The 18,240-nt window shown below is 54.2% G+C and carries 20 protein-coding genes; 10 read left to right on the forward strand and 10 right to left on the reverse strand.

From position 1 onward, the window contains the following. Window positions 1-72: 72 nt before the first annotated feature. The 7 genes from heR to AUMI_RS04745 form a co-directional block, all read right to left on the reverse strand. Window positions 73-876 (reverse strand): heliorhodopsin HeR, encoded by an 804-nt coding sequence (heR, locus tag AUMI_RS04715; RefSeq protein ID WP_096381885.1) that lies wholly within the window; start codon window positions 874-876, stop codon window positions 73-75. A gap of 105 nt (window positions 877-981) precedes the next feature. Continuing rightward, a complete protein-coding gene (locus AUMI_RS04720; RefSeq protein WP_096381887.1) occupies window positions 982-1,662 on the reverse strand; it encodes an SOS response-associated peptidase in 681 nt (226 codons plus the stop codon). 11 nt (window positions 1,663-1,673) lie between these two features. Next, a complete protein-coding gene (locus AUMI_RS04725; protein WP_172418256.1) occupies window positions 1,674-2,243 on the reverse strand; it encodes a dihydrofolate reductase family protein in 570 nt (189 codons plus the stop codon). Beyond that, window positions 2,236-3,309 carry a redox-regulated ATPase YchF gene (ychF, locus tag AUMI_RS04730; protein WP_096381892.1) on the reverse strand — a complete coding sequence of 358 codons (1,074 nt, stop codon included), beginning with the start codon at window positions 3,307-3,309 and terminating at the stop codon, window positions 2,236-2,238. The genes AUMI_RS04725 and ychF overlap by 8 nt, the downstream gene beginning before the upstream one ends. Before the next feature lie 21 nt (window positions 3,310-3,330). Further along, on the reverse strand, window positions 3,331-3,546 hold the full coding sequence (locus tag AUMI_RS04735; RefSeq protein ID WP_096381894.1) for a DUF6186 family protein: 216 nt from the start codon (window positions 3,544-3,546) through the stop codon (window positions 3,331-3,333). Then, complete coding sequence (locus tag AUMI_RS04740) at window positions 3,546-4,139, reverse strand: hypothetical protein (protein WP_148664052.1); 594 nt, start codon at window positions 4,137-4,139, stop codon at window positions 3,546-3,548. Before AUMI_RS04740 ends, AUMI_RS04735 begins: the two co-directional genes overlap by 1 nt. A gap of 8 nt (window positions 4,140-4,147) precedes the next feature. Next, window positions 4,148-5,644 carry a CoA-acylating methylmalonate-semialdehyde dehydrogenase gene (locus AUMI_RS04745; protein ID WP_172418258.1) on the reverse strand — a complete coding sequence of 499 codons (1,497 nt, stop codon included), beginning with the start codon at window positions 5,642-5,644 and terminating at the stop codon, window positions 4,148-4,150. Window positions 5,645-5,723: 79 nt separating this feature from the next. Here AUMI_RS04745 and AUMI_RS04750 point away from each other — a divergent pair, with 79 nt between their 5' ends. Together AUMI_RS04750 and AUMI_RS04755 are read left to right on the forward strand one after the other, a co-directional pair. Beyond that, window positions 5,724-6,956, forward strand: a complete 1,233-nt coding sequence (locus AUMI_RS04750) for a DNA recombination protein RmuC (protein ID WP_096381902.1) — start codon at window positions 5,724-5,726, stop codon at window positions 6,954-6,956. A gap of 15 nt (window positions 6,957-6,971) precedes the next feature. Further along, window positions 6,972-8,207, forward strand: coding sequence for an MFS transporter (locus AUMI_RS04755; protein ID WP_096381904.1), 1,236 nt, complete (start codon window positions 6,972-6,974; stop codon window positions 8,205-8,207). Here AUMI_RS04755 and glpX read toward each other — a convergent pair. Beyond that, entirely contained in the window at window positions 8,204-9,142 is a 939-nt protein-coding gene (gene glpX / locus AUMI_RS04760; RefSeq protein WP_096383472.1) for a class II fructose-bisphosphatase, read from the reverse strand. The genes AUMI_RS04755 and glpX overlap by 4 nt on opposite strands. A 211-nt stretch (window positions 9,143-9,353) precedes the next feature. On the opposite strand from glpX, the gene fbaA reads away from it, so the two are divergent. Both fbaA and AUMI_RS04770 read left to right on the forward strand, forming a co-directional pair. Then, window positions 9,354-10,379, forward strand: a complete 1,026-nt coding sequence (fbaA, locus tag AUMI_RS04765) for a class II fructose-bisphosphate aldolase (RefSeq protein WP_096381907.1) — start codon at window positions 9,354-9,356, stop codon at window positions 10,377-10,379. Window positions 10,380-10,382: 3 nt separating this feature from the next. After that, window positions 10,383-10,868, forward strand: a complete 486-nt coding sequence (locus AUMI_RS04770; protein WP_096381909.1) for a DUF6264 family protein — start codon at window positions 10,383-10,385, stop codon at window positions 10,866-10,868. A gap of 2 nt (window positions 10,869-10,870) precedes the next feature. Here the strand turns inward: AUMI_RS04770 and AUMI_RS04775 are convergent, their stop codons facing one another. After that, on the reverse strand, window positions 10,871-11,866 hold the full coding sequence (locus AUMI_RS04775) for a 4-hydroxy-3-methylbut-2-enyl diphosphate reductase (RefSeq protein WP_096381911.1): 996 nt from the start codon (window positions 11,864-11,866) through the stop codon (window positions 10,871-10,873). Window positions 11,867-11,930: 64 nt separating this feature from the next. On the opposite strand from AUMI_RS04775, the gene xseA reads away from it, so the two are divergent. After that, window positions 11,931-13,175, forward strand: coding sequence for an exodeoxyribonuclease VII large subunit (gene xseA, locus AUMI_RS04780; RefSeq protein WP_425338912.1), 1,245 nt, complete (start codon window positions 11,931-11,933; stop codon window positions 13,173-13,175). 24 nt (window positions 13,176-13,199) lie between these two features. Here the strand turns inward: xseA and AUMI_RS04785 are convergent, their stop codons facing one another. Continuing rightward, window positions 13,200-14,252 carry a zinc-binding dehydrogenase gene (locus tag AUMI_RS04785; protein WP_425338913.1) on the reverse strand — a complete coding sequence of 351 codons (1,053 nt, stop codon included), beginning with the start codon at window positions 14,250-14,252 and terminating at the stop codon, window positions 13,200-13,202. 26 nt (window positions 14,253-14,278) lie between these two features. Here AUMI_RS04785 and AUMI_RS04790 point away from each other — a divergent pair, with 26 nt between their 5' ends. From AUMI_RS04790 to AUMI_RS04810, 5 genes are all read left to right on the forward strand, one after another. Next, the gene (locus AUMI_RS04790) at window positions 14,279-14,509 is read left to right on the forward strand and encodes an exodeoxyribonuclease VII small subunit (RefSeq protein WP_096381916.1); all 231 of its coding nucleotides are present in this window, start codon (window positions 14,279-14,281) and stop codon (window positions 14,507-14,509) included. After that, complete coding sequence (locus AUMI_RS04795; RefSeq protein ID WP_096381918.1) at window positions 14,506-15,150, forward strand: DUF4245 domain-containing protein; 645 nt, start codon at window positions 14,506-14,508, stop codon at window positions 15,148-15,150. Before AUMI_RS04790 ends, AUMI_RS04795 begins: the two co-directional genes overlap by 4 nt. Further along, window positions 15,147-15,809, forward strand: coding sequence for a carbonic anhydrase (locus AUMI_RS04800; protein ID WP_096381921.1), 663 nt, complete (start codon window positions 15,147-15,149; stop codon window positions 15,807-15,809). Before AUMI_RS04795 ends, AUMI_RS04800 begins: the two co-directional genes overlap by 4 nt. A gap of 74 nt (window positions 15,810-15,883) precedes the next feature. After that, entirely contained in the window at window positions 15,884-17,239 is a 1,356-nt protein-coding gene (locus AUMI_RS04805) for a class II fumarate hydratase (protein WP_096383476.1), read from the forward strand. Window positions 17,240-17,254: 15 nt separating this feature from the next. Next, window positions 17,255-18,235, forward strand: a complete 981-nt coding sequence (locus tag AUMI_RS04810; RefSeq protein ID WP_096381923.1) for an aldo/keto reductase — start codon at window positions 17,255-17,257, stop codon at window positions 18,233-18,235. The last annotated feature ends 5 nt before the right edge of the window (window positions 18,236-18,240 follow it).

The raw sequence follows: 18,240 nt of genomic DNA on the forward strand, positions 1-18,240 counted from the left end.
CTGATTCAGTTATCACTCAACCCGTAAAGTTGGGATTAATAACGAGTCTTGACGGCCCACAGGGTCCGTGAATTAGCTCACAAAGAGTGGAACGAGAGCGCCGGAGAACACCTGCCAGGCAAGCACACTCTTGGCTACCAGGCTGAGCGTGATGTATGCACGCTCACCGCGCAAGTAGCTCTTCCAGCCGCCAATTTGGCGATACTGCAGCACCTGGTTGATCGCGAAGGTGTTGAAGAAGATGAACAGTGAAATGACGATGCCATAAACAAAGCCGGGAACCTCTGCAGCGCTGGTTGAACCTGGCTGCAGAGTGTAAATCGCGATGATAATCCAGGGAACAATACCGGTCATGGAACCGAAGATGAATGGCAGGAACTTCTTGTTTCCTGGCTTTTCATACTTCTCCTGCAACGCACCAAAGAAAATCATCGAGGCGTTGACGGCGAAGATGGCAAACAGTGCTGCGAAATCTGTCGCGCCATTGAGCTGCGCAATGAGCCAGATCATCACTGAAGAGCTCAAGGAATACTCGGTCCACCGGAAGTAGTTGTGGTTGAGCTTGAGCCCATTGGCATAGCGGGTGAAGACTCCGGGTAGTGAAATAAGGAAGTGGAAGAAGGCGGACATAAACAAGAACGCCACAACTCCCAGACCCAAGTTGACTTCAAACAGGGTTACCCGCTCGGTGGGAAGATCGACCCCGGGAGGACCTGTCATGTAGTCCACGGTGACCGGGAACATCACCTGTGAACTGAGCTTGGTGAGAATGAACAAGAACGCAAGGCCCTGCAGCAGGTGTATTGCTCCGGCAACGATGTTGTAGACCCGGAGGCGTTTGATTTGTTCGTCTTCACTGCGAATTTTGCGAGCCACTGTGCACCATCCTGTGTGACTGGGGAAAACCCAGTTAGGTGTCAGTCTGCTCGCTTGAGCCAGCTAAAGCAATAAATGGGGCTGAAGTTTCAGTGAATACTTCAGTTAGCGAGGCTCAATCAAGTCTGGCCCGTTACCGCGCAGAGGGTTGACCGCATACTCACTCAAGCCGGAAGCCACAGGGATTGCTGCTGCCACAGCGGCATCAACTAGTTCTTGAGTCCCCATCGTTGCAGGATTGAGCCACTCATCCCAATACTGCTCAGGAAGGGGCACAGGATTGCGATCGTGTATAGCTGCCAGCTGCGGCACGGTCGGCATAGTCAAGATGGTCGCAGTGAGCATCCACGGATCACTCTCGGCAGCTCGCCACCACGAATACAACCCTGCAAAAGCAATCAGGTGGTCTGAGTGAATGTAATGCGGAACTTTCACACCGTCTTCGACAACCCACTCGTAATATCCGGAGGCAGGAACAAGACAGCGCTTGGACTTGACCGCATCACGCCAGGACGCTTTGGCCGCCGCATCTTCACTGCGGGCATTGAAAGTGGAGAATTTGGGTGGTTCCCCCTTCACCCAGGACGGAATGAGCGACCAGCGGGCGCTCTCTAAGCGCCGAAGCTGAGCACCTGATTGCGCATCAATCGTGTCCACCACAATAGGTACTTGGTTGGTGGGCCGAATATTCCAACTCGGAACAGGCAGGTTCTCGCCTACGACATCCACATGAAAGACGTCCTCGAGCACTTCAGTGGGTTCCGCGAGCGCGTAACCTCCACACATGCTGTGCTCCTTTAGGTGCCTGAGGACGTGAGCGAAACATCACACTTTACGTGAATGAAGTTTCCACTCGGAAGTGTTTCACGAATATTTACCCGAACAAAGTCACTGAGATCACCAAAAAGCTTGACCCCGCTGCCGAGCACTACGGGAGCGTAGGTGATTTCAAGACAGTCAATCAGATTCGCTGCAAGAAACTGCGAAGCCAGTTGACCACCGCCAACCAGCCAGATGTTTCCATCACCAGCACGGCTGGTGATCTCATCTACATGCTCTGCAGGTATCCCATCCACGAAAGCAATGTCTGCCATCTCTGGCGCAGGAAGCGATCGCGAGCTGAACACAACTGTTTTCATTTCACCAAAGAACTGTGACCATTTTTCTGGGTGGCTCAGGATGTTTTCATTCTCGAGTAGCCACTCATAGGTTCGCGAACCCATGACTTGAACACCCACGGTTGAGATAAAGCTGGAGGTAATTTCCTCGGGAGCTCCCTCAATAGAGGTGAGCCACTCTAGTGATCCGTCAGAGTCAGCAATGTAGCCATCAAGGGATGAGGCGACAAAGTAGACAATTTTAGACATTGAAGCGGAATTCGACCACGTCGCCATCTTGCATGACGTAGTCCTTACCTTCCATGCGCGCCTTGCCTTTGGCGCGAGCTTCCGCAACAGAACCGGTCTCAACGAGGTCCTCGAAAGAGATGATTTCAGCCTTGATGAAGCCCTTTTCAAAGTCAGTGTGGATCACACCGGCTGCTTGGGGAGCTTTCCAGCCCTTACCAATGGTCCACGCACGAGCTTCTTTAGGACCCGCGGTGAGATAGGTCTGCAGACCGAGAGTGTCAAAGCCAATACGAGCAAGTTGATCCAAGCCCGACTCTTCCTGACCAGTGGAGGCTAGCAATTCAGCAGCATCTTCTGGAGAAAGATCAATAAGTTCAGATTCAAGTTTGGCATCCAAGAACACTGCCTTCGCAGGAGCAACCAGAGCAGCCAATTCAGCGCGCTTCGCTTCATCGGTCAACACAGACTCATCCACGTTGAATACGAAGATCACCGGCTTCGCAGTCATGAGACCAAGATCCTTGATGGGGGCAAGATCGATGCCAGACACAGAGAGAAGCTTGCCTTCGTTAAGCACCTTTTGTGCGTCAACGGCCGCTTCAAGGGCTGCAGGTTCTGCCTTCTTCGCTTTGACTTCCTTCTCGAGGCGCGTGATTGCCTTCTCCAAGGTTTCTAGGTCAGCAAGAATGAGCTCGGTGTTGATGGTCTCGAGGTCACTTGCAGGAGAAATCTTGCCGTCAACGTGAACAACGTCGGGGTCAGAGAATCCGCGAACTACCTGGGCAATGGCGTCTGCCTCACGAATGTTGGCCAGGAACTTGTTTCCCAGACCTTCACCCTCGGAGGCACCCTTCACAATGCCGGCAATGTCAACAAAGGACACCGCAGCTGGCAACAGCTGCTGGCTGCCAAAGATTTCAGCCAGCTTGTTCAAGCGTGCATCAGGGAGGTTGACCACACCTATGTTGGGTTCAATTGTTGCGAAGGGATAGTTCGCCGCGAGAACCTGGTTTTTGGTCAGTGCGTTAAAGAGGGTGGACTTGCCTACGTTGGGCAGTCCGACGATTCCGATAGTTAGAGCCACAAGGGTTAAGCGTACCGGGCACTAGAGAGTCAACTGGACAGTTTCAGCAAAGGCAAAGTGCCAACCAAACCACCACCATGCCGCAATGACGGCAACTCTGGTAGTTCGTGACTTCATGACGTGATCGAGCATGTCCCCCATTGGGGCAATGACATGAGGTTTTCTCTGAGCATAAATCTCAACGGCAATTGCTGTGAGGACAATCACGAGATAACCGAACGCAACGAGATTCCACATCAGGGCTTCCTCCACAACTGGAGGAGGCCTAAGCCGGCAGCAAGCCACAATCCAACAAAAACAATCCGGCCCCAGATGTTTTCAACGAACGGGTCAAGAAGCACAGAGATTGTCGGAAACATGTAGATCCCATCTGGGACGGTCACGCTCAACACAAAGGCGGTTGCTTCCCAGACGCACAAAGCCACTGCCGCCATCGACCAAAACCACATTGAACGCAGCAGCGAGGTGTGGGAGCGCTCAGGGCGTTCAGGAGTTGGCGCCCAGGCAACGATAAGAACAGTGACTCCAATGGCCACCAAAGCAACCAAATCGATCCAGCTGTGCCTTGGAGCAAGAACTAGGACAAGACCAAGAACTCCTGTGATTGCCAAGGTGACGACCTTGGGTGCGACTACCGGTTGTTTCATCAAAATGATGCGGCCACCAGTAAGCCGATCAATAATCAGCATTGCCACTAAGGCAAAGAACAACACTCCATCGACATAAGCGCCGCGCCAGGTCTGAAAACCAGCCATGATGGCCAGCACGCATATCCATAAAACAGCGCTCAGCGACCACCGAGGTCGTGAAACTTCGGTGGTCGCTGGCATATAAGGGCTTAGTTCTGGGGGAAGCCCAGGTTGATACCACCGTGGCTGGGGTCGAGCCAGCGGCTGGTGATCGCCTTTCCGCGGGTGAAGAAGTGGACTCCCTCAGCACCGTGAGCCTTGGTGTCACCGAACAGTGAGTTTTTCCAACCACCAAAGGAGTAGTAGGCAACAGGCACAGGAATCGGCACGTTGATGCCAATCATGCCGACCTCGATCTCGTTCTGGAAGCGACGAGCTGCACCACCATCATTGGTGAAGATCGCGGTTCCGTTACCGAACGCACCGTTGTTGATCAGATCAACACCCTCGTCGTAGCTCTTCACGCGAACGATGGAGAGCACGGGGCCGAAGATTTCCTCGGTGTAGACCTTGGAGGTGGTGGGAACGTTGTCGATGAGGGTGGGACCAAGCCAGAATCCGCCGGCAGCGCCGTCGAATTCTTGTTCGCGGCCATCGACAACAACTGTCGCGCCATCTGCCTTGGCGATATCGATGTAAGAAGCAACCTTGTCACGGTGAACCTCAGTAACCAAAGGACCCATGTCACAGTTACGACGGCCATCACCGGTGGTGAGCTTGCCCATACGCTCCACGATCTTCTCAATCAGCGGGTCAGCAACTGGTTCAACAGCCACAACAACCGAGATTGCCATGCAGCGCTCACCGGCAGAACCGAATCCAGCGTTGATGGCTGAGTCGGCTACGAGGTCGAGATCTGCATCGGGGAGAACAAGCATGTGGTTCTTTGCACCGCCGAGTGCTTGAACGCGCTTACCGTTCTTGGCGCCGGTTTCGTAGACATACTTCGCAATAGGTGTGGATCCTACGAAAGAGATGGCCTGAACGTCTGGGTGTTCCAGGAGTCCGTCAACGGACTCCTTGTCACCGTTGAGAACGTTGAAGACACCATCAGGAAGACCTGCTTCCTTAAGAAGCTTGGCGAGCCAGATGGCTGCAGAAGGGTCTTTTTCTGAAGGCTTCAAGACAACAGTGTTACCTGCGGCTATAGCAACAGGGAAGAACCACATGGGAACCATGGCGGGGAAGTTGAAAGGAGAGATCACTCCTACAACGCCCAGAGGCTGACGAGTTGAATACACGTCAACGCCTGTGGAGGCGTTTTCGGAGTATTCACCCTTGAGCATCTGGTTGATGCCGCAGGCAAACTCGACCACTTCCTGGCCACGAGTGATTTCACCCATGGCGTCTGAAAGGACCTTGCCATGCTCGCTGGTGATGATCTCTGCGAGTTCACCCTTGCGCTCGTTGAGCAGTTCACGGAACTTGAAAATAACTTGTTGCCGTTTGGCGAGTGAGGAGTCACGCCATTCGGGGAAAGCAGCTTTTGCGGAAGCAATAGCTGCATTGATTTCCGCCTGATTAGCTAACGCAACCTCTTTGGTGATTTCACCAAGAGCTGGGTCATAAACAGGAGCGGTACGACCGGACGTGGAGGGGCACTCTGCCCCATCAATCCAGTGAGAAACAACGGGGAGTTGCGACATAAATATCAGTTCCTTCTGTGCGTACCTACTCTAGCCGTGGCGACCGGGAAATGTCAGTACCTGCTGACACACTGAATACATGGACTTCACTCTCTTTCTGGTTCTTGGATTAATTGCAGGACTCATCGCTGGTATTGCCATCGGCTGGGCTTTGCGAGCACGCAAATCACTACCGAGTGATGCGGGTGATTTGGCCGTGCGTGCCGCAACTGCCGAGGCCCGCCTTGCCGGTAAAGACGAGCAAATCCAGACTCTTGAGCGCATGCTTTCTGAACTGCGTGAGGCCAACGACCGCAGGCAAGCAGATGATGCTGCCCGCGCTCAGGAGGAACATAAAGTTCTTGAAGCTCTCGCCCCTGTGAAAGAGACCTTGCAGGCGATGCAAACCAAGGTGAACGATCTGGAAAACCAGCGCCAGGAACAATACGGCCAAATTGCTCAGCAACTCACTCAATCTCGTCAGTTCGGTGAAGAACTTCGGGCGACAACACAGTCACTTGCTTCTGCGTTGAGCTCTAACAGCGTCAGAGGCACCTGGGGTGAAGCCCAGCTTCGTCGCCTCGTTGAGGTTGCCGGCCTTACTGCCCACGTCGACTTTGATACTCAAACCACCATGACAACGGATGGTGGAACCATCCGCCCAGATATGGTGATTAATCTTCCCGGCGGCAAGACCATCGTGATTGATGCCAAGGTACCTTTCAACTCGTACTTGGAAGCGAGCCAGATTCCTGTCACCGCAACTGGGGAAGAAGCAGCCCGCCGTGAAACCCTGATGAAAGCGCACGTCAAGGCTGTTCGCTCCCACGTTGATGCACTGAGCTCCAAGAGTTACTGGAGTGGATTCGATTTCAGTCCAGAGTTTGTTCTCGCATTCATTCCTAGCGAATCTCTGCTGGCCTCAGCATTGGAAGCAGACCCCACCTTGTTGGATTACGCCTTTGGTAAACGCGTAGCTCTCGCCTCCCCCGTCAACCTCTGGGCAGTGCTCAAAACTGTTTCTTACACCTGGCAGCAGCAGGTTGTCACCGATGAAGCAAAGAAACTCTTTGATCTCGGTATTGAGCTCTACAGCAGACTCAGCACCATGACCAAGCACACTGAAGATCTGCGTAAGGCAATCGAGAACACGGTCAAGCACTACAACGGCTTTATTTCCTCACTCGAAACTCGCGTGCTTTCAACAGCTCGCAAATTCCCCGGCATTGATCCCACCAAGATCTTGCCCGAAGGTATCGAGGTTCATGAAGCCCCCAAACCCCTCACTGCAGGCGAACTCGTGGACACTGATGACAAGACCGAAGCGAGCTAGTGCCATGATGGGAACGTGAGTTCCCCAGCTTCTAACGCGCCCCGCGCTTTGCTCGCCGGGCGCGTTTTAGCGTTTGCGGGCATTGTTCTCGTCGCCTTCAGTATGCGTGCAGCTGTGGCAGGGCTCTCTCCGCTGATTCCTGAAATCAGCGCAACCTATGAGCTCAACACTGCAGCTATTGCCTTGCTCGGAGCCATTGCGCCTCTGAGCTTTGCCGCTGGAGGTATCTTCACTCCGCGTATTGAAAAGCGCATCGGTATTGAGCGCACACTCATCCTGGCGCTTGTCTTGATGATTGCCGGACACATTCTTCGCGCTTTCTCCGTGAACTGGCAGACCTTGGCTTTTGGAACCCTCACTGCGCTAGTTGGTATGGGCTTTGCCAATGTCGCCATGCCGCCTGCGGTGAGGAAATATTTCCCCGATCACGTCAGCACTATGACGGCCATCTATATGTCGGTCATGTCCTTTAGTGCCTTCTTACCTGCACTGATTGCAGTTCCGGTTGCACACGTTGTGACGTGGCGAGGATCTTTGTTGCAATGGGCAGTCTTTGCCATCATCGCCCTGATTCCGTGGGTAGTGGAATACCGCTCACACCGCAAAGACTCCAGCTTTGATGCCCCCGAAGCCGCTCCCTTGGTGCGCAAGGTTCACCCGTGGCATTCCCCCACAGCATGGTCTGTGGGCATCGTCTTGGCGGTGTCTTCCATTACCGGTTATGCCATGTATGCATGGATGCCGGTGATCCTGATTGATATTGCCGGAGTGACCCCAGCACAAAGCGGGGCGCTGCTTGCCCTCTTTGCTGGAATTGGATTACCCCTGGCATTTGTTGTTCCCGGCCTAGCCAAGCGCATGGGGAAACATGCACACTGGCTTGTCACTATCTCCAGTGTGTTTTATCTCGTGGGATATCTCGGCTTGCTCTTCGCACCTGAGCACCTGATTTGGTTGTGGGTCGCCATCGTCGGAACAGGATGTCTTGAGTTTCCATTAGCTCTCACCTTGGTGAATCTGAGAACTGAAAATGTTAGAAGTTCTATGGCACTGAGCGGATTTGCCCAGATTGTTGCTTATCTCAGCGCAGCCCTGGCTCCACCACTCATGGGAATTCTGTATGGTTCAACCAGTAGCTGGACAGTAGTTCTGACAACCCTGTTGGTTGTCTCTGTAGCACTGAACGTGCCAGCGGCGATGATTCTGCGTCGCAACCGAACGGTTGACGCAGAACTTCACGCGAAGGTTTAGACCTCGAGCCAGCGGTCTGCGCGGTAGTCGGTCTGAACGCGACGGATGGTGCCCGAGCGTCCGCGCAAAATGATGCTGTCCGTGCGGATAATCGGTCCCTTACGGCGAACACCCTCAACAAGACCACCATCGGTTACACCGGTAGCAACAAAGAAGGTGTTGTCGCTGGTGACCAGACTGTCCTGGTCATAGACGTGATCAAACTTGAGGCCTGCATCTATACCTCGCTGCATCTCTTCGTCATCCTTGGGAGCCAGCATGGTTTGAATCTGGCCACCGAGCGCCTTAATGGCGCAGGCGGTGACCACACCTTCGGGGCTTCCGCCGATACCGACACACATATCAATGCGTGATTCGTAGCGGGCTGCGTTGATACCACCGGCAACATCACCGTCCAGCAGCAAACGTGTTCCGGCACCAGCGTCGCGGATTTCCTGAATGAGACCCTCGTGACGTGGGCGGTCAAGAATAGCGACGCGAATGTCACCAACAGGCTTACCCATCGCTTTTGCCAGCGCACGAATGTTTTCACCAATGGGCTTGCGAATATCTACAACACCAACACCGGCTTCCCCAGTGACGATTTTGTTCATATAAAAAACGGAGGAGGCATCAAGCATGGTGCCACGGTCAGAGACGGCGATGACGGAGACTGCGTTCTGGCGGCCTGCAGCCGTCAGGCTGGTGCCGTCGATGGGGTCTACGGCAATATCGCAGGCAGGACCTCGTCCGGTTCCCACCTTCTCACCGTTAAACAGCATGGGGGCTTCATCTTTTTCACCCTCACCGATGACGACAACGCCCTCAAAGTTCACGGTTGAGAGAAAAGCACGCATGGCGTCGACTGCTGCTTTGTCAGCAGCATTCTTGTCGCCATGGCCGATAAATGGCACTGCGCGAATCGCGGCGGCTTCGGTGGCGCGCACCAATTCCATACCTAGGTTGCGGTCAGGGTGGAGGTTCAAAATGCCTGTATTCGTTGACGTCACGCTTTCAGCCTAGGCGTCGACGCGCGTCACCTTCTATTCGACGAGCGCGCAGCAACACATTTGGATGCGAAATACCAATAAATGAGGGGCCTCACATCCCGATTAGACTAGAGAGGCGCTTTCCCACGTATATTCGCGCCAGAATCAAGGAGATGACATGCCCGTCGCAACCCCGGAACAGTATGCAGAGATGCTCGACAAAGCAAAAGCCAAAGGCTTTGCTTACCCTGCATTCAACGTCTCGAGCTCTCAGACACTGAACGCTGTTCTTCAGGGCCTCACCGAGGCAGGTTCCGACGGAATCATCCAGGTCACCACTGGTGGTGCTGACTACTTCGCTGGCCACACGGTCAAGGCTCGTGCAACAGGTGCACTCGCTTTCGCGAAGTTTGCTCACGAAGTAGCAAAGAGCTACCCCATCACCGTGGCACTGCACACCGACCACTGCCCCAAGAACGCTCTTGACGACTTTGTTCTCCCCTTGATCAACGCTTCTGAAGAAGAAGTCCGCGCGGGACGCAACCCCATCTTCCAGTCCCACATGTGGGATGGCTCGGCAGTGCCCTTGACAGAGAACCTCGACATCGCTGAGATGATGCTTGCTAAGACCAAGAACATCCACGCCATCCTTGAGGTGGAGATCGGTGTTGTTGGCGGAGAAGAAGACGGCGTCTCCCACGACATCAACGACAGCCTCTACACCACCGTGGAAGACGGCATCAAGACTGTTGAAGCTCTGGGCCTGGGAGAGAATGGCCGCTACATGGCTGCCATGACATTCGGAAACGTTCACGGTGTGTACAAGCCCGGTAACGTCAAGCTTCGTCCAGAACTGCTCAAAGACATCCAGGAAGGTGTGGCTGCCAAGTTTGGCACCGGCCCCAAGCCTTTCGACCTCGTATTCCACGGTGGATCTGGTTCAACCGATGAAGAGATTGCTGAAGCCGTTGCTAACGGCGTAGTCAAGATGAACATCGACACTGACACACAGTACGCCTTCACTCGCTCTGTTGCGGACACGATGTTCAAAAACTACGACGGTGTGCTCAAGGTTGACGGCGAAGTAGGAAACAAGAAGATCTACGACCCCCGCGCCTGGGGAAAGATCGCGGAGACTGCCATGGCAGCACGCGTCGTTCACTCAACCGAGCAGCTTGGTTCTGCCGGTCACTCCGGAAAGTAATTCTTGTCAGATAAAAAACCAAAGGCTCCCAAGCCTGAAGATTCAAAGCAGGCTCCGACTCCGCTTACTCCAGAGGAGAAGCAGGAGCGGAGTCTTGCTCTGGATCGATTCATCACCTGGGGCTTAATCTTCGTTGGCGTGTATTCGGTTTTCTCCGGACTTGCCGACTACATCAACCCTCGCCCAGTGATGAATGCACTCGTTGACGAACTCAACACCCTCATGCCCGACTTCAACTTGGGCACGTTCACTGGTGTGGCTTTCGCCACCCAAATGGGTTGGATTGCCGTCACTATTCAGGCAGTCATTCTTGCCTTGGTTGTGTGGAAGTCACGCGAGCGCATGCAAGCAAAGAAGAAGTCGTGGTGGGTTCCGGTTATTGGAGCAGTTATCTCCAACGTTATTTCCACAGCATGTATCTTCATCTCGTTGTTGGCTGATCCTGGATTCCAAGAAGCCATCAACAATATGGCGAACTCTGCGAAGTAGTTTTAGCTCGCGCGCTTGGGCCGCAGTTCTTTAGGCAAAGAGAAGATCAGGTCTTCTTCGGCTGTCTTTACTTCTTCGATGTCGGTATATCCGGCAGTCGCAATCACCTTGAGCACATCTTGAACGAGCTCTTCGGGAACAGATGCACCGCTGGTCACCCCAACTGTGGAAACTCCGTCAAACCATTCCTGCTGAATTTCATCGGCGAAATCAACACGGTAAGAAGCCTTGGCTCCGTATTCCAGAGCTACCTCCACCAATCGCACGGAGTTTGATGAGTTGGCTGAGCCAACAACAATGACAAGATCAGAGTTTGCTGCAACCTTCTTGATCGCAATCTGACGGTTTTGGGTGGCATAACAAATGTCGTCACTGGGGGGATCTTGCAAGTTGGGGAAACGTTCACGCAACAGGCGCACTGTTTCCATGGTCTCGTCCACGCTCAACGTCGTTTGTGACAACCAGACAACTTTGTTGGGGTCTTTGACCTCAATGTCAGGAACTGCGTGAGGACCATCCACGATGGTGACATGGTCCGGGGCTTCCCCTGCTGTTCCTTCTACCTCTTCGTGGCCGACGTGCCCGATGAGGAGGATTTCATAATCGTCGCGAGCAAAGCGCACTGCTTCGCGGTGAACTTTCGTCACCAGCGGACAGGTGGCATCGATGGTTTGCATGTTCTTCGCTTCAGCGCTGGCCACCACCGCTGGTGAGACACCGTGAGCTGAGAACACGAGATGTGAGCCTTCTGGAACTTCATCGACTTCGTCGACGAAGATGGCGCCCGCCTCTTCGAGGGTGGAGACAACATGCTTGTTGTGAACGATCTCTTTGCGCACGTAGACGGGTGCGCCATAGGTTTCAAGTGCCTTCTCTACCGTGATGACTGCACGGTCAACGCCAGCACAATAACCGCGTGGGGAAGCCAGGAGAACCTTCTTCGGGTTCGGCGATGGCATCTCAACCAGGGTCTTCATGGGGCGGGGGATGCGGGGCATACCCAGTCCAATATTCGTTGCGCTCACGTACTCCAGCTTAGGCGACGAAGATGAGTGTTTGCCCGTGGTCTCTACTAGCCTGATAGGTATGAGTGAGGCAGCATCGACCCCGGACGAGCCGTGGCCCATTGCTGCCTTGACGACCAAGCTCAAGGCATACCTTGACCGCCTCGGTCTGGTGTGGGTTGAAGGCGAGATCACCCAGTGGGATCAGCGTTCCTCGGGAATCTTTGGAAAACTCAAAGACCTCACAGAAGACTCCACTATGGGCTTCACCATTTGGTCGAACGCCCGCACCAAGATGCCTGATGACATCAAACAGGGTGACCGCGTTATTGCGCTCGTCAAAGTGGACTTTTGGAAAAAGAATGGCCAGTTGGGGCTTAATGTTCTCGAACTGCGCCATGTCGGCTTGGGCGATCTGTTGGAGAAGTTGGAGCGCCTTCGCGCTCAGCTGGCTATGGAGGGCCTCTTTGACGCTGACCGGAAGGTTCCACTTCCGTTCTTGCCGCAATGCATTGGGCTGATCACCGGTCAAAACTCTGACGCAGAGAAAGATGTTCTGCGCAATGCGCATCTGCGCTGGCCACAGGTGGAATTCAAGGTCATCCACACCAAGGTGCAAGGCGACCAAACTGTTCCCGAGGTGATTGCCGCTATCCAGAAATTGGATGCCGACCCCGAGGTTGATGTCATCATCATTGCGCGCGGTGGTGGCGATTTCCAGAACCTCTTGCCCTTCAGCGATGAAAAGCTTGTGCGTGTGGCAGCTGCCTGTGTTACTCCACTGGTCAGCGCCATCGGCCACGAGGCCGATGCGCCCCTGTTAGATAACGTGGCAGATCTGCGCGCTTCCACCCCCACCGATGCAGCCAAGCGGGTTGTTCCCGACGTGAGTGAGGAACTTGCTCGCGTTGCTGATGCGAAGAGCCGCATCAGCAACAAGGTCACAAGTTTCCTCTCCACTGAGCTGGAGCGCTTAGAGAGCCTTCGTTCTCGCCCCGTCCTGGCAGATTCTGATTGGATCATTGCCACTCGGGCTGAAGAGATTGTGCGTAACGTGCAGCGCGGTTCTGACCTTGTCGACCGCGCATTGCACAACGCCATGCAAGAGACAGTGTCCTTGAAAACTCAGCTGCGAGCGCTCTCGCCTCAGCAAACCTTGGATCGTGGCTACGCCATAGCGGTATTAGCTGACGGCTCCGTCGCACGCAGTGCGAAGGATGCTCCAGCAAACACTGAATTCACGCTGACCCTTGCCGAGGGAACTGTTGACGCTGTTTCGAAGGGTGCACCGAAAAAGAAGTAGTGTGCTTCTTTCTTAGTGAAGTGCTTAGTGTTCTTCGCTGACTCTCACGGCAATCTTGCCGAGCTGTTTGCCAGCTAGGAGCTTCTGGAAACCCTCATGGATGTTTTCTAGGCTCACCGTGTCGGTAATGGTGGGACGTAATCCTTCAGACTGCATAAATGCGAGCAGGTGGGTAAATTCATCCACGGTGCATCCTGTTGACCCAATCACCGAAAGCTGCTGATAGAACACCCGGTTCAGGTCTGCTGAGGCATTCGGGCCCGATGTTGCGCCACAAATAACAACAGTTCCCCCGGGGCGAAGCGCTTTGAGCGAATGTGACCAGGTGGCTTCCCCGATGGTTTCCACGACAATATCGACACGTTCAGGCAAACGGGCTCCGGTGATGAACACCTCGTCTGCTCCTGCCTTTTTCGCAAAATCAAAGTTTGCGTCATCGCGAGTAGTGGCATAGACCGTGGCGCCAGCTGCCTTGGCTAAAGAGATAGCCGCACTGGCAACACCACCGGTGGCACCTTGCACCAGGACCTTATCTCCAGGCTTGAGTCCCGCACGGGTGAACAACATGCGGTACGCGGTACCCCACGCGATGGGAAGAACAGCAGCTTCCTCAAAACTGAAGTAGTCAGGCTTGGGCACAACATGTGTTTCTGGAACGAGCACCCATTCAGCAAAACCACCGTTGTGGACTTCCGAGAGCAGAGCACGCTGCGGATCCATGGTGATGTCACCATGTCCGCGCTCTGCGTCTCCAAATACGGGGTGAACAATCACAGGGGTTCCATCTTCGAGATATCCGGCTGCATCGCAGCCCAAGATCATCGGGATGCGCTCAGCTGGATGGCCCACACCTTTGAGGGTCCACAGATCGTGTGGGTTCAACGAGGAGGCAACAACTTTGACCTTGACCCAGCCAGGAACCGCTTGAGGTTCGGGCATATCTTGAACAACAAGCCCTGCTAGAGGGTTGGACGGGTCTTGACTGATAGCTACGGCTGCACGCATACCCTCATTCTGGCTCACTAGGACGGTGTTTGTCTGCCCTGCAGGAATGCTGTGCACAGGACGTGAACGCACACCACCGCTGCAGGTAGAATTGAGCTATGGCAACACCAGCAGATGTCTCCAAGCTCAGCTACGAAGAAGCACGTAATGAGCTCGTCGCTGTCGTTGCGCAACTCGAGCAAGGTAGCCCCACTCTCGAAGAAACTCTCACCCTCTGGGAGCGCGGTGAAGCACTTGCCGCTCGCTGCGAAGAATGGCTGGTTGGAGCCAAAGAGCGCCTGAACGCCGCCCGGGCTGGTTTAGATTCTGCAGGCGCCTCAGCAGAATGAGCCCTCGCAAGAAGGAACCCAAGATTGTCGCGGAGCTAGGTAGGCCCGAGACACCAGAAGAGACTGCTGCTCGTAAAGCGGAAAATTCAAGGCTTTACAAATCTCGTAAGACCATCAACAACCTGGTCTATTCCATGCTGGTCACTCTGGCATTGGTGTTGGTGATTTATTTCCTCGTGCCTCGCCCCGATGGTGACCCCCAATGGAACATTGACTACGTGGCCCAGAGCGAGGTTGCCGCGCAAACGTTAAACCGTGACCTGCTTGTGCCTGCCATGCCAGAAGATTGGCGAGCAAACGCAGCAGAGCTGCGTAATGCCAACAATGGCAAAGTGACCAGTTGGTACATCGGTTTCATCACTCCCAACGATCAGTTCATTGCTTTCAATGAAGCTTTTGAGGCTGACGCGACATGGGTTTCACAAACTCTCAATGAATATCCCCCAACGGGAGAAATGACAATCGATGGCCAAGTCTGGACCGTATATGACAACCGGGAAATGAGTGATCCCGGCAATGTTGAATACGCGATGGTCACCACCTCCGGTGATGCCACCATCGTCCTCTTTGGCACGGCTGACCCTGTTGAATTTGAACAGCTGGCCACCTCGATTACGGCAGACCTGAGGAGCGCCCAATGAACCGAACGCGACTAAGCCCAGCTGACGCTTGGGCTGAAATGATTCGCGGTAACGAACGCTTCGTCTCTGGCGCCCCCGCTCACCCTCGCCAGGACGTGGAACGCCGTGCCGAACTCATGGAAGAACAGCGTCCCCTCTCCGCCCTCTTCGGCTGCTCTGACTCCCGTCTCGCCGCAGAGATCATTTTTGATAAGGGCTTGGGAGACTTATTCGTTGTGCGTAACGCAGGCCAGATTATTTCTGACTCTGTCGTGGGCTCACTGGAATATGCCGTGGGCATCTTGGAAGTTCCTCTCATTGTCGTGCTCGGCCACGACAACTGTGGGGCAGTCAAGGGCGCAATCAACATGTTGGGTCCAGATGCCTCACAGCTTCCTCCCCACATTGCGAGCCTGGTTGCGCGCATCGTTCCCGCTATTCGTCGTGTTGCCGGCAAGGCAGGACAGTTCGCTCCCGATGGTTCCCTCAACCCCGCAGACGTTGATGCTCTCGAAGTGGGTCGCGAACACCTGCGCGACACCATTGCTGAACTGATGGAAAGTTCAGAACTCATTACCCAGGCAATTGCCGACGGCAAACTCGCCATCGTGGGCGCCAACTATCGCTTGGGTCAAGGTGCTGTTAAGCCCGATGTTGTCGTAGGAGACATCGGTATCTAACTTTCTCCCCTCCCTTTATCCCCAAAGGACTACTCGTGGCCACAAACAAGGAATTCCGCGTCGAACACGACACGATGGGTGAAGTGCTGGTTCCCATCACTGCGCTCTATGGTGCACAAACACAGCGCGCGGTGGAGAACTTCCCCATCTCAGGCTCCACTCTCGAGGGAGCTCACATCGCAGCCCTGGCGCAAATCAAGAAATCTGCTGCCCTGGCCAATGCTGAACTGGGTGTGTTAAACCAGCGCATCGCTGAAGCCATCGCCTGGGCGGCCGATGAGGTTATTGCGGGCAAGTATGACGATCAGTTCCCTATCGACATTTACCAAACGGGCTCTGGTACCAGCTCAAACATGAACATGAACGAGGTGCTGGCTACTCTCGCCTCAAAGAAACTGAAGAAGCCTGTTCACCCAAATGATCACGTGAATTGCTCACAGTCCTCCAACGATGTGTTCCCCACGTCCGTGCACGTGGCCGTGACCAGTGCACTCATCAAAGATCTCATTCCATCTTTGGAATATCTCGCTAAGGCACTCGAGAAGAAAGCCAAGAAGTGGGCAACGGTGGTCAAGTCAGGGCGCACCCATCTCATGGATGCCACCCCTGTTACTCTCGGCCAAGAGTTTGGCGGCTATGCAGCACAGATTCGCTTAGGCATTGAACGCATCAAAGCTGCCCTGCCCCGTGTTGCCGAGGTTCCCCTCGGAGGAACAGCCGTGGGAACGGGAATTAACACCCCCAAGGGTTTCCCTCAGTTGGTCATTAAGAAACTGGCCAAAGAAACCAAACTGCCGATCACTGAAGCCCGTGACCATTTTGAAGCCCAAGCTAACCGTGACGGCTTGGTGGAGGCCTCAGGTGCTTTGCGCACCATCGCGGTGAGCTTGACCAAGATCTGTAATGACATCCGCTGGATGGGCTCAGGTCCGAATACCGGCCTTGCTGAAATTCATATCCCTGATCTGCAACCAGGCTCCTCCATCATGCCGGGCAAGGTGAATCCTGTAGTTCCCGAAGCAGTACTCATGGTCTGCATGCGTGTCATTGGTAATGATGCGGCTGTTGTGATGGGTGGCGCGTCTGGACTCTTTGAGCTCAACGTCGCCATTCCCGTGATGGGAAGCTCCGTGCTGGAATCAATCCGTTTACTTTCTGCCTCAGCACGCATCTTGGCCGATAAGACTGTTAACGGCCTAGAGGCTAATGTGAAGCGAGCTCGGGCACTGGCAGAGTCCAGTCCCTCGATCGTGACACCGCTGAATAAATACATCGGTTATGAAGCAGCAGCAAAGATCGCCAAGCATGCCGTTGCTCACGGCATCACTATCCGCGAAGCCACGCTGGAACTCGGCTATGTCGATGGCAAGAAGCTCACGCTCGAACAACTCGACAGTGCCCTAGATGTGCTGTCAATGACACATCCCTAACTTGGAGATCCACACATGAAGTACACCCAGTTACGCGAGCTCACCGTTTCTCGAATCGGCTTAGGCTGCATGGGAATGTCACACCTGTTCACAGGCAAGGATCAGCCCGACGAAGTGCACATTGCCACGATTCACCGTGCCTTAGATCTCGGTGTGACATTCTTCGACACTGCTGAAATCTATGGCCCCTTCAAGAACGAAGTTCTCGTGGGCAAGGCCCTCAAAGCTCACCGAGACAAGGTCGTTATTGCCACCAAGTTTGGTCTCATGACCGGCGAGGGGCCTGACCGCAAACTTGGTATGGATTCCACCCCGGCAAATATTCGTTATTCCGTGGAGCAATCCCTCAAGCGCCTGGGCATGGATTACATCGATCTGTACTACCAGCACCGCGTGGATAAGTCTGTTCCGATCGAGGACGTGATCGGAACTCTCCAGGAACTCATTACTGAAGGAAAGATTGGTCACATTGGTCTTTCCGAAGCGGGTAAAGAAACTATTCGCCGGGCAAACGCCGTTCACCCCATTACAGCGTTGCAATCGGAATATTCACTGTGGACTCGAGATGGTGAAGACGGCACTCTCGATTTGTTGCGAGAGCTAGGTATTGGCTTTGTTCCTTACTCCCCCTTAGGACGCGGGATGCTCAGCGGCAAGATCACCTCGCTGGATCAGTTCGACGCCGATGACTGGCGTTTGACGAATCCTCGCTTTGAGCCAGAAGCTTTCGAGAAGAACAAAGAAATCCTCACCGAGGTCATCAGCATTGCGGAAGAAGTTGGCTGCACTCCAGCTCAGCTTGCTATTGCCTGGCTGTTAGCGAAAGGTTCGGACTGGTCCCCCATTCCGGGCACTGTGCGGATCAATCACCTCGAAGAGGACCTCGCGGCGGTGGATGTTGTGCTCAGCGATGACCAAATAGCGCGTTTAGATAATGTCACGCAACCCATTGGTGATCACCACTCTGCAGCGCAGTTGAAAATGTTTGACCGCTAGGAACT

Source organism: Aurantimicrobium minutum, from assembly GCF_002355535.1.
GTDB lineage: Bacteria > Actinomycetota > Actinomycetes > Actinomycetales > Microbacteriaceae > Aurantimicrobium > Aurantimicrobium minutum.

Excerpts from the sequence above, each read along its gene's own strand:
- AUMI_RS04720 (WP_096381887.1), bottom strand. The coding sequence starts at position 1,662 with ATGTGTGGAGGTTACGCGCTCGCGGAACCCACTGAAGTGCTCGAGGAC.
- AUMI_RS04725 (WP_172418256.1), bottom strand. The coding sequence starts at position 2,243 with ATGTCTAAAATTGTCTACTTTGTCGCCTCATCCCTTGATGGCTACATT.
- AUMI_RS04735 (WP_096381894.1), bottom strand. The coding sequence starts at position 3,546 with ATGTGGAATCTCGTTGCGTTCGGTTATCTCGTGATTGTCCTCACAGCA.
- AUMI_RS04740 (WP_148664052.1), bottom strand. The coding sequence starts at position 4,139 with ATGCCAGCGACCACCGAAGTTTCACGACCTCGGTGGTCGCTGAGCGCT.
- AUMI_RS04745 (WP_172418258.1), bottom strand. The coding sequence starts at position 5,644 with ATGTCGCAACTCCCCGTTGTTTCTCACTGGATTGATGGGGCAGAGTGC.
- AUMI_RS04750 (WP_096381902.1), top strand. The coding sequence starts at position 5,724 with ATGGACTTCACTCTCTTTCTGGTTCTTGGATTAATTGCAGGACTCATC.
- glpX (WP_096383472.1), bottom strand. The coding sequence starts at position 9,142 with ATGGAATTGGTGCGCGCCACCGAAGCCGCCGCGATTCGCGCAGTGCCA.
- fbaA (WP_096381907.1), top strand. The coding sequence starts at position 9,354 with ATGCCCGTCGCAACCCCGGAACAGTATGCAGAGATGCTCGACAAAGCA.
- AUMI_RS04775 (WP_096381911.1), bottom strand. The coding sequence starts at position 11,866 with ATGCCCCGCATCCCCCGCCCCATGAAGACCCTGGTTGAGATGCCATCG.
- AUMI_RS04790 (WP_096381916.1), top strand. The coding sequence starts at position 14,279 with ATGGCAACACCAGCAGATGTCTCCAAGCTCAGCTACGAAGAAGCACGT.
- AUMI_RS04795 (WP_096381918.1), top strand. The coding sequence starts at position 14,506 with ATGAGCCCTCGCAAGAAGGAACCCAAGATTGTCGCGGAGCTAGGTAGG.
- AUMI_RS04800 (WP_096381921.1), top strand. The coding sequence starts at position 15,147 with ATGAACCGAACGCGACTAAGCCCAGCTGACGCTTGGGCTGAAATGATT.
- AUMI_RS04805 (WP_096383476.1), top strand. The coding sequence starts at position 15,884 with ATGGGTGAAGTGCTGGTTCCCATCACTGCGCTCTATGGTGCACAAACA.
- AUMI_RS04810 (WP_096381923.1), top strand. The coding sequence starts at position 17,255 with ATGAAGTACACCCAGTTACGCGAGCTCACCGTTTCTCGAATCGGCTTA.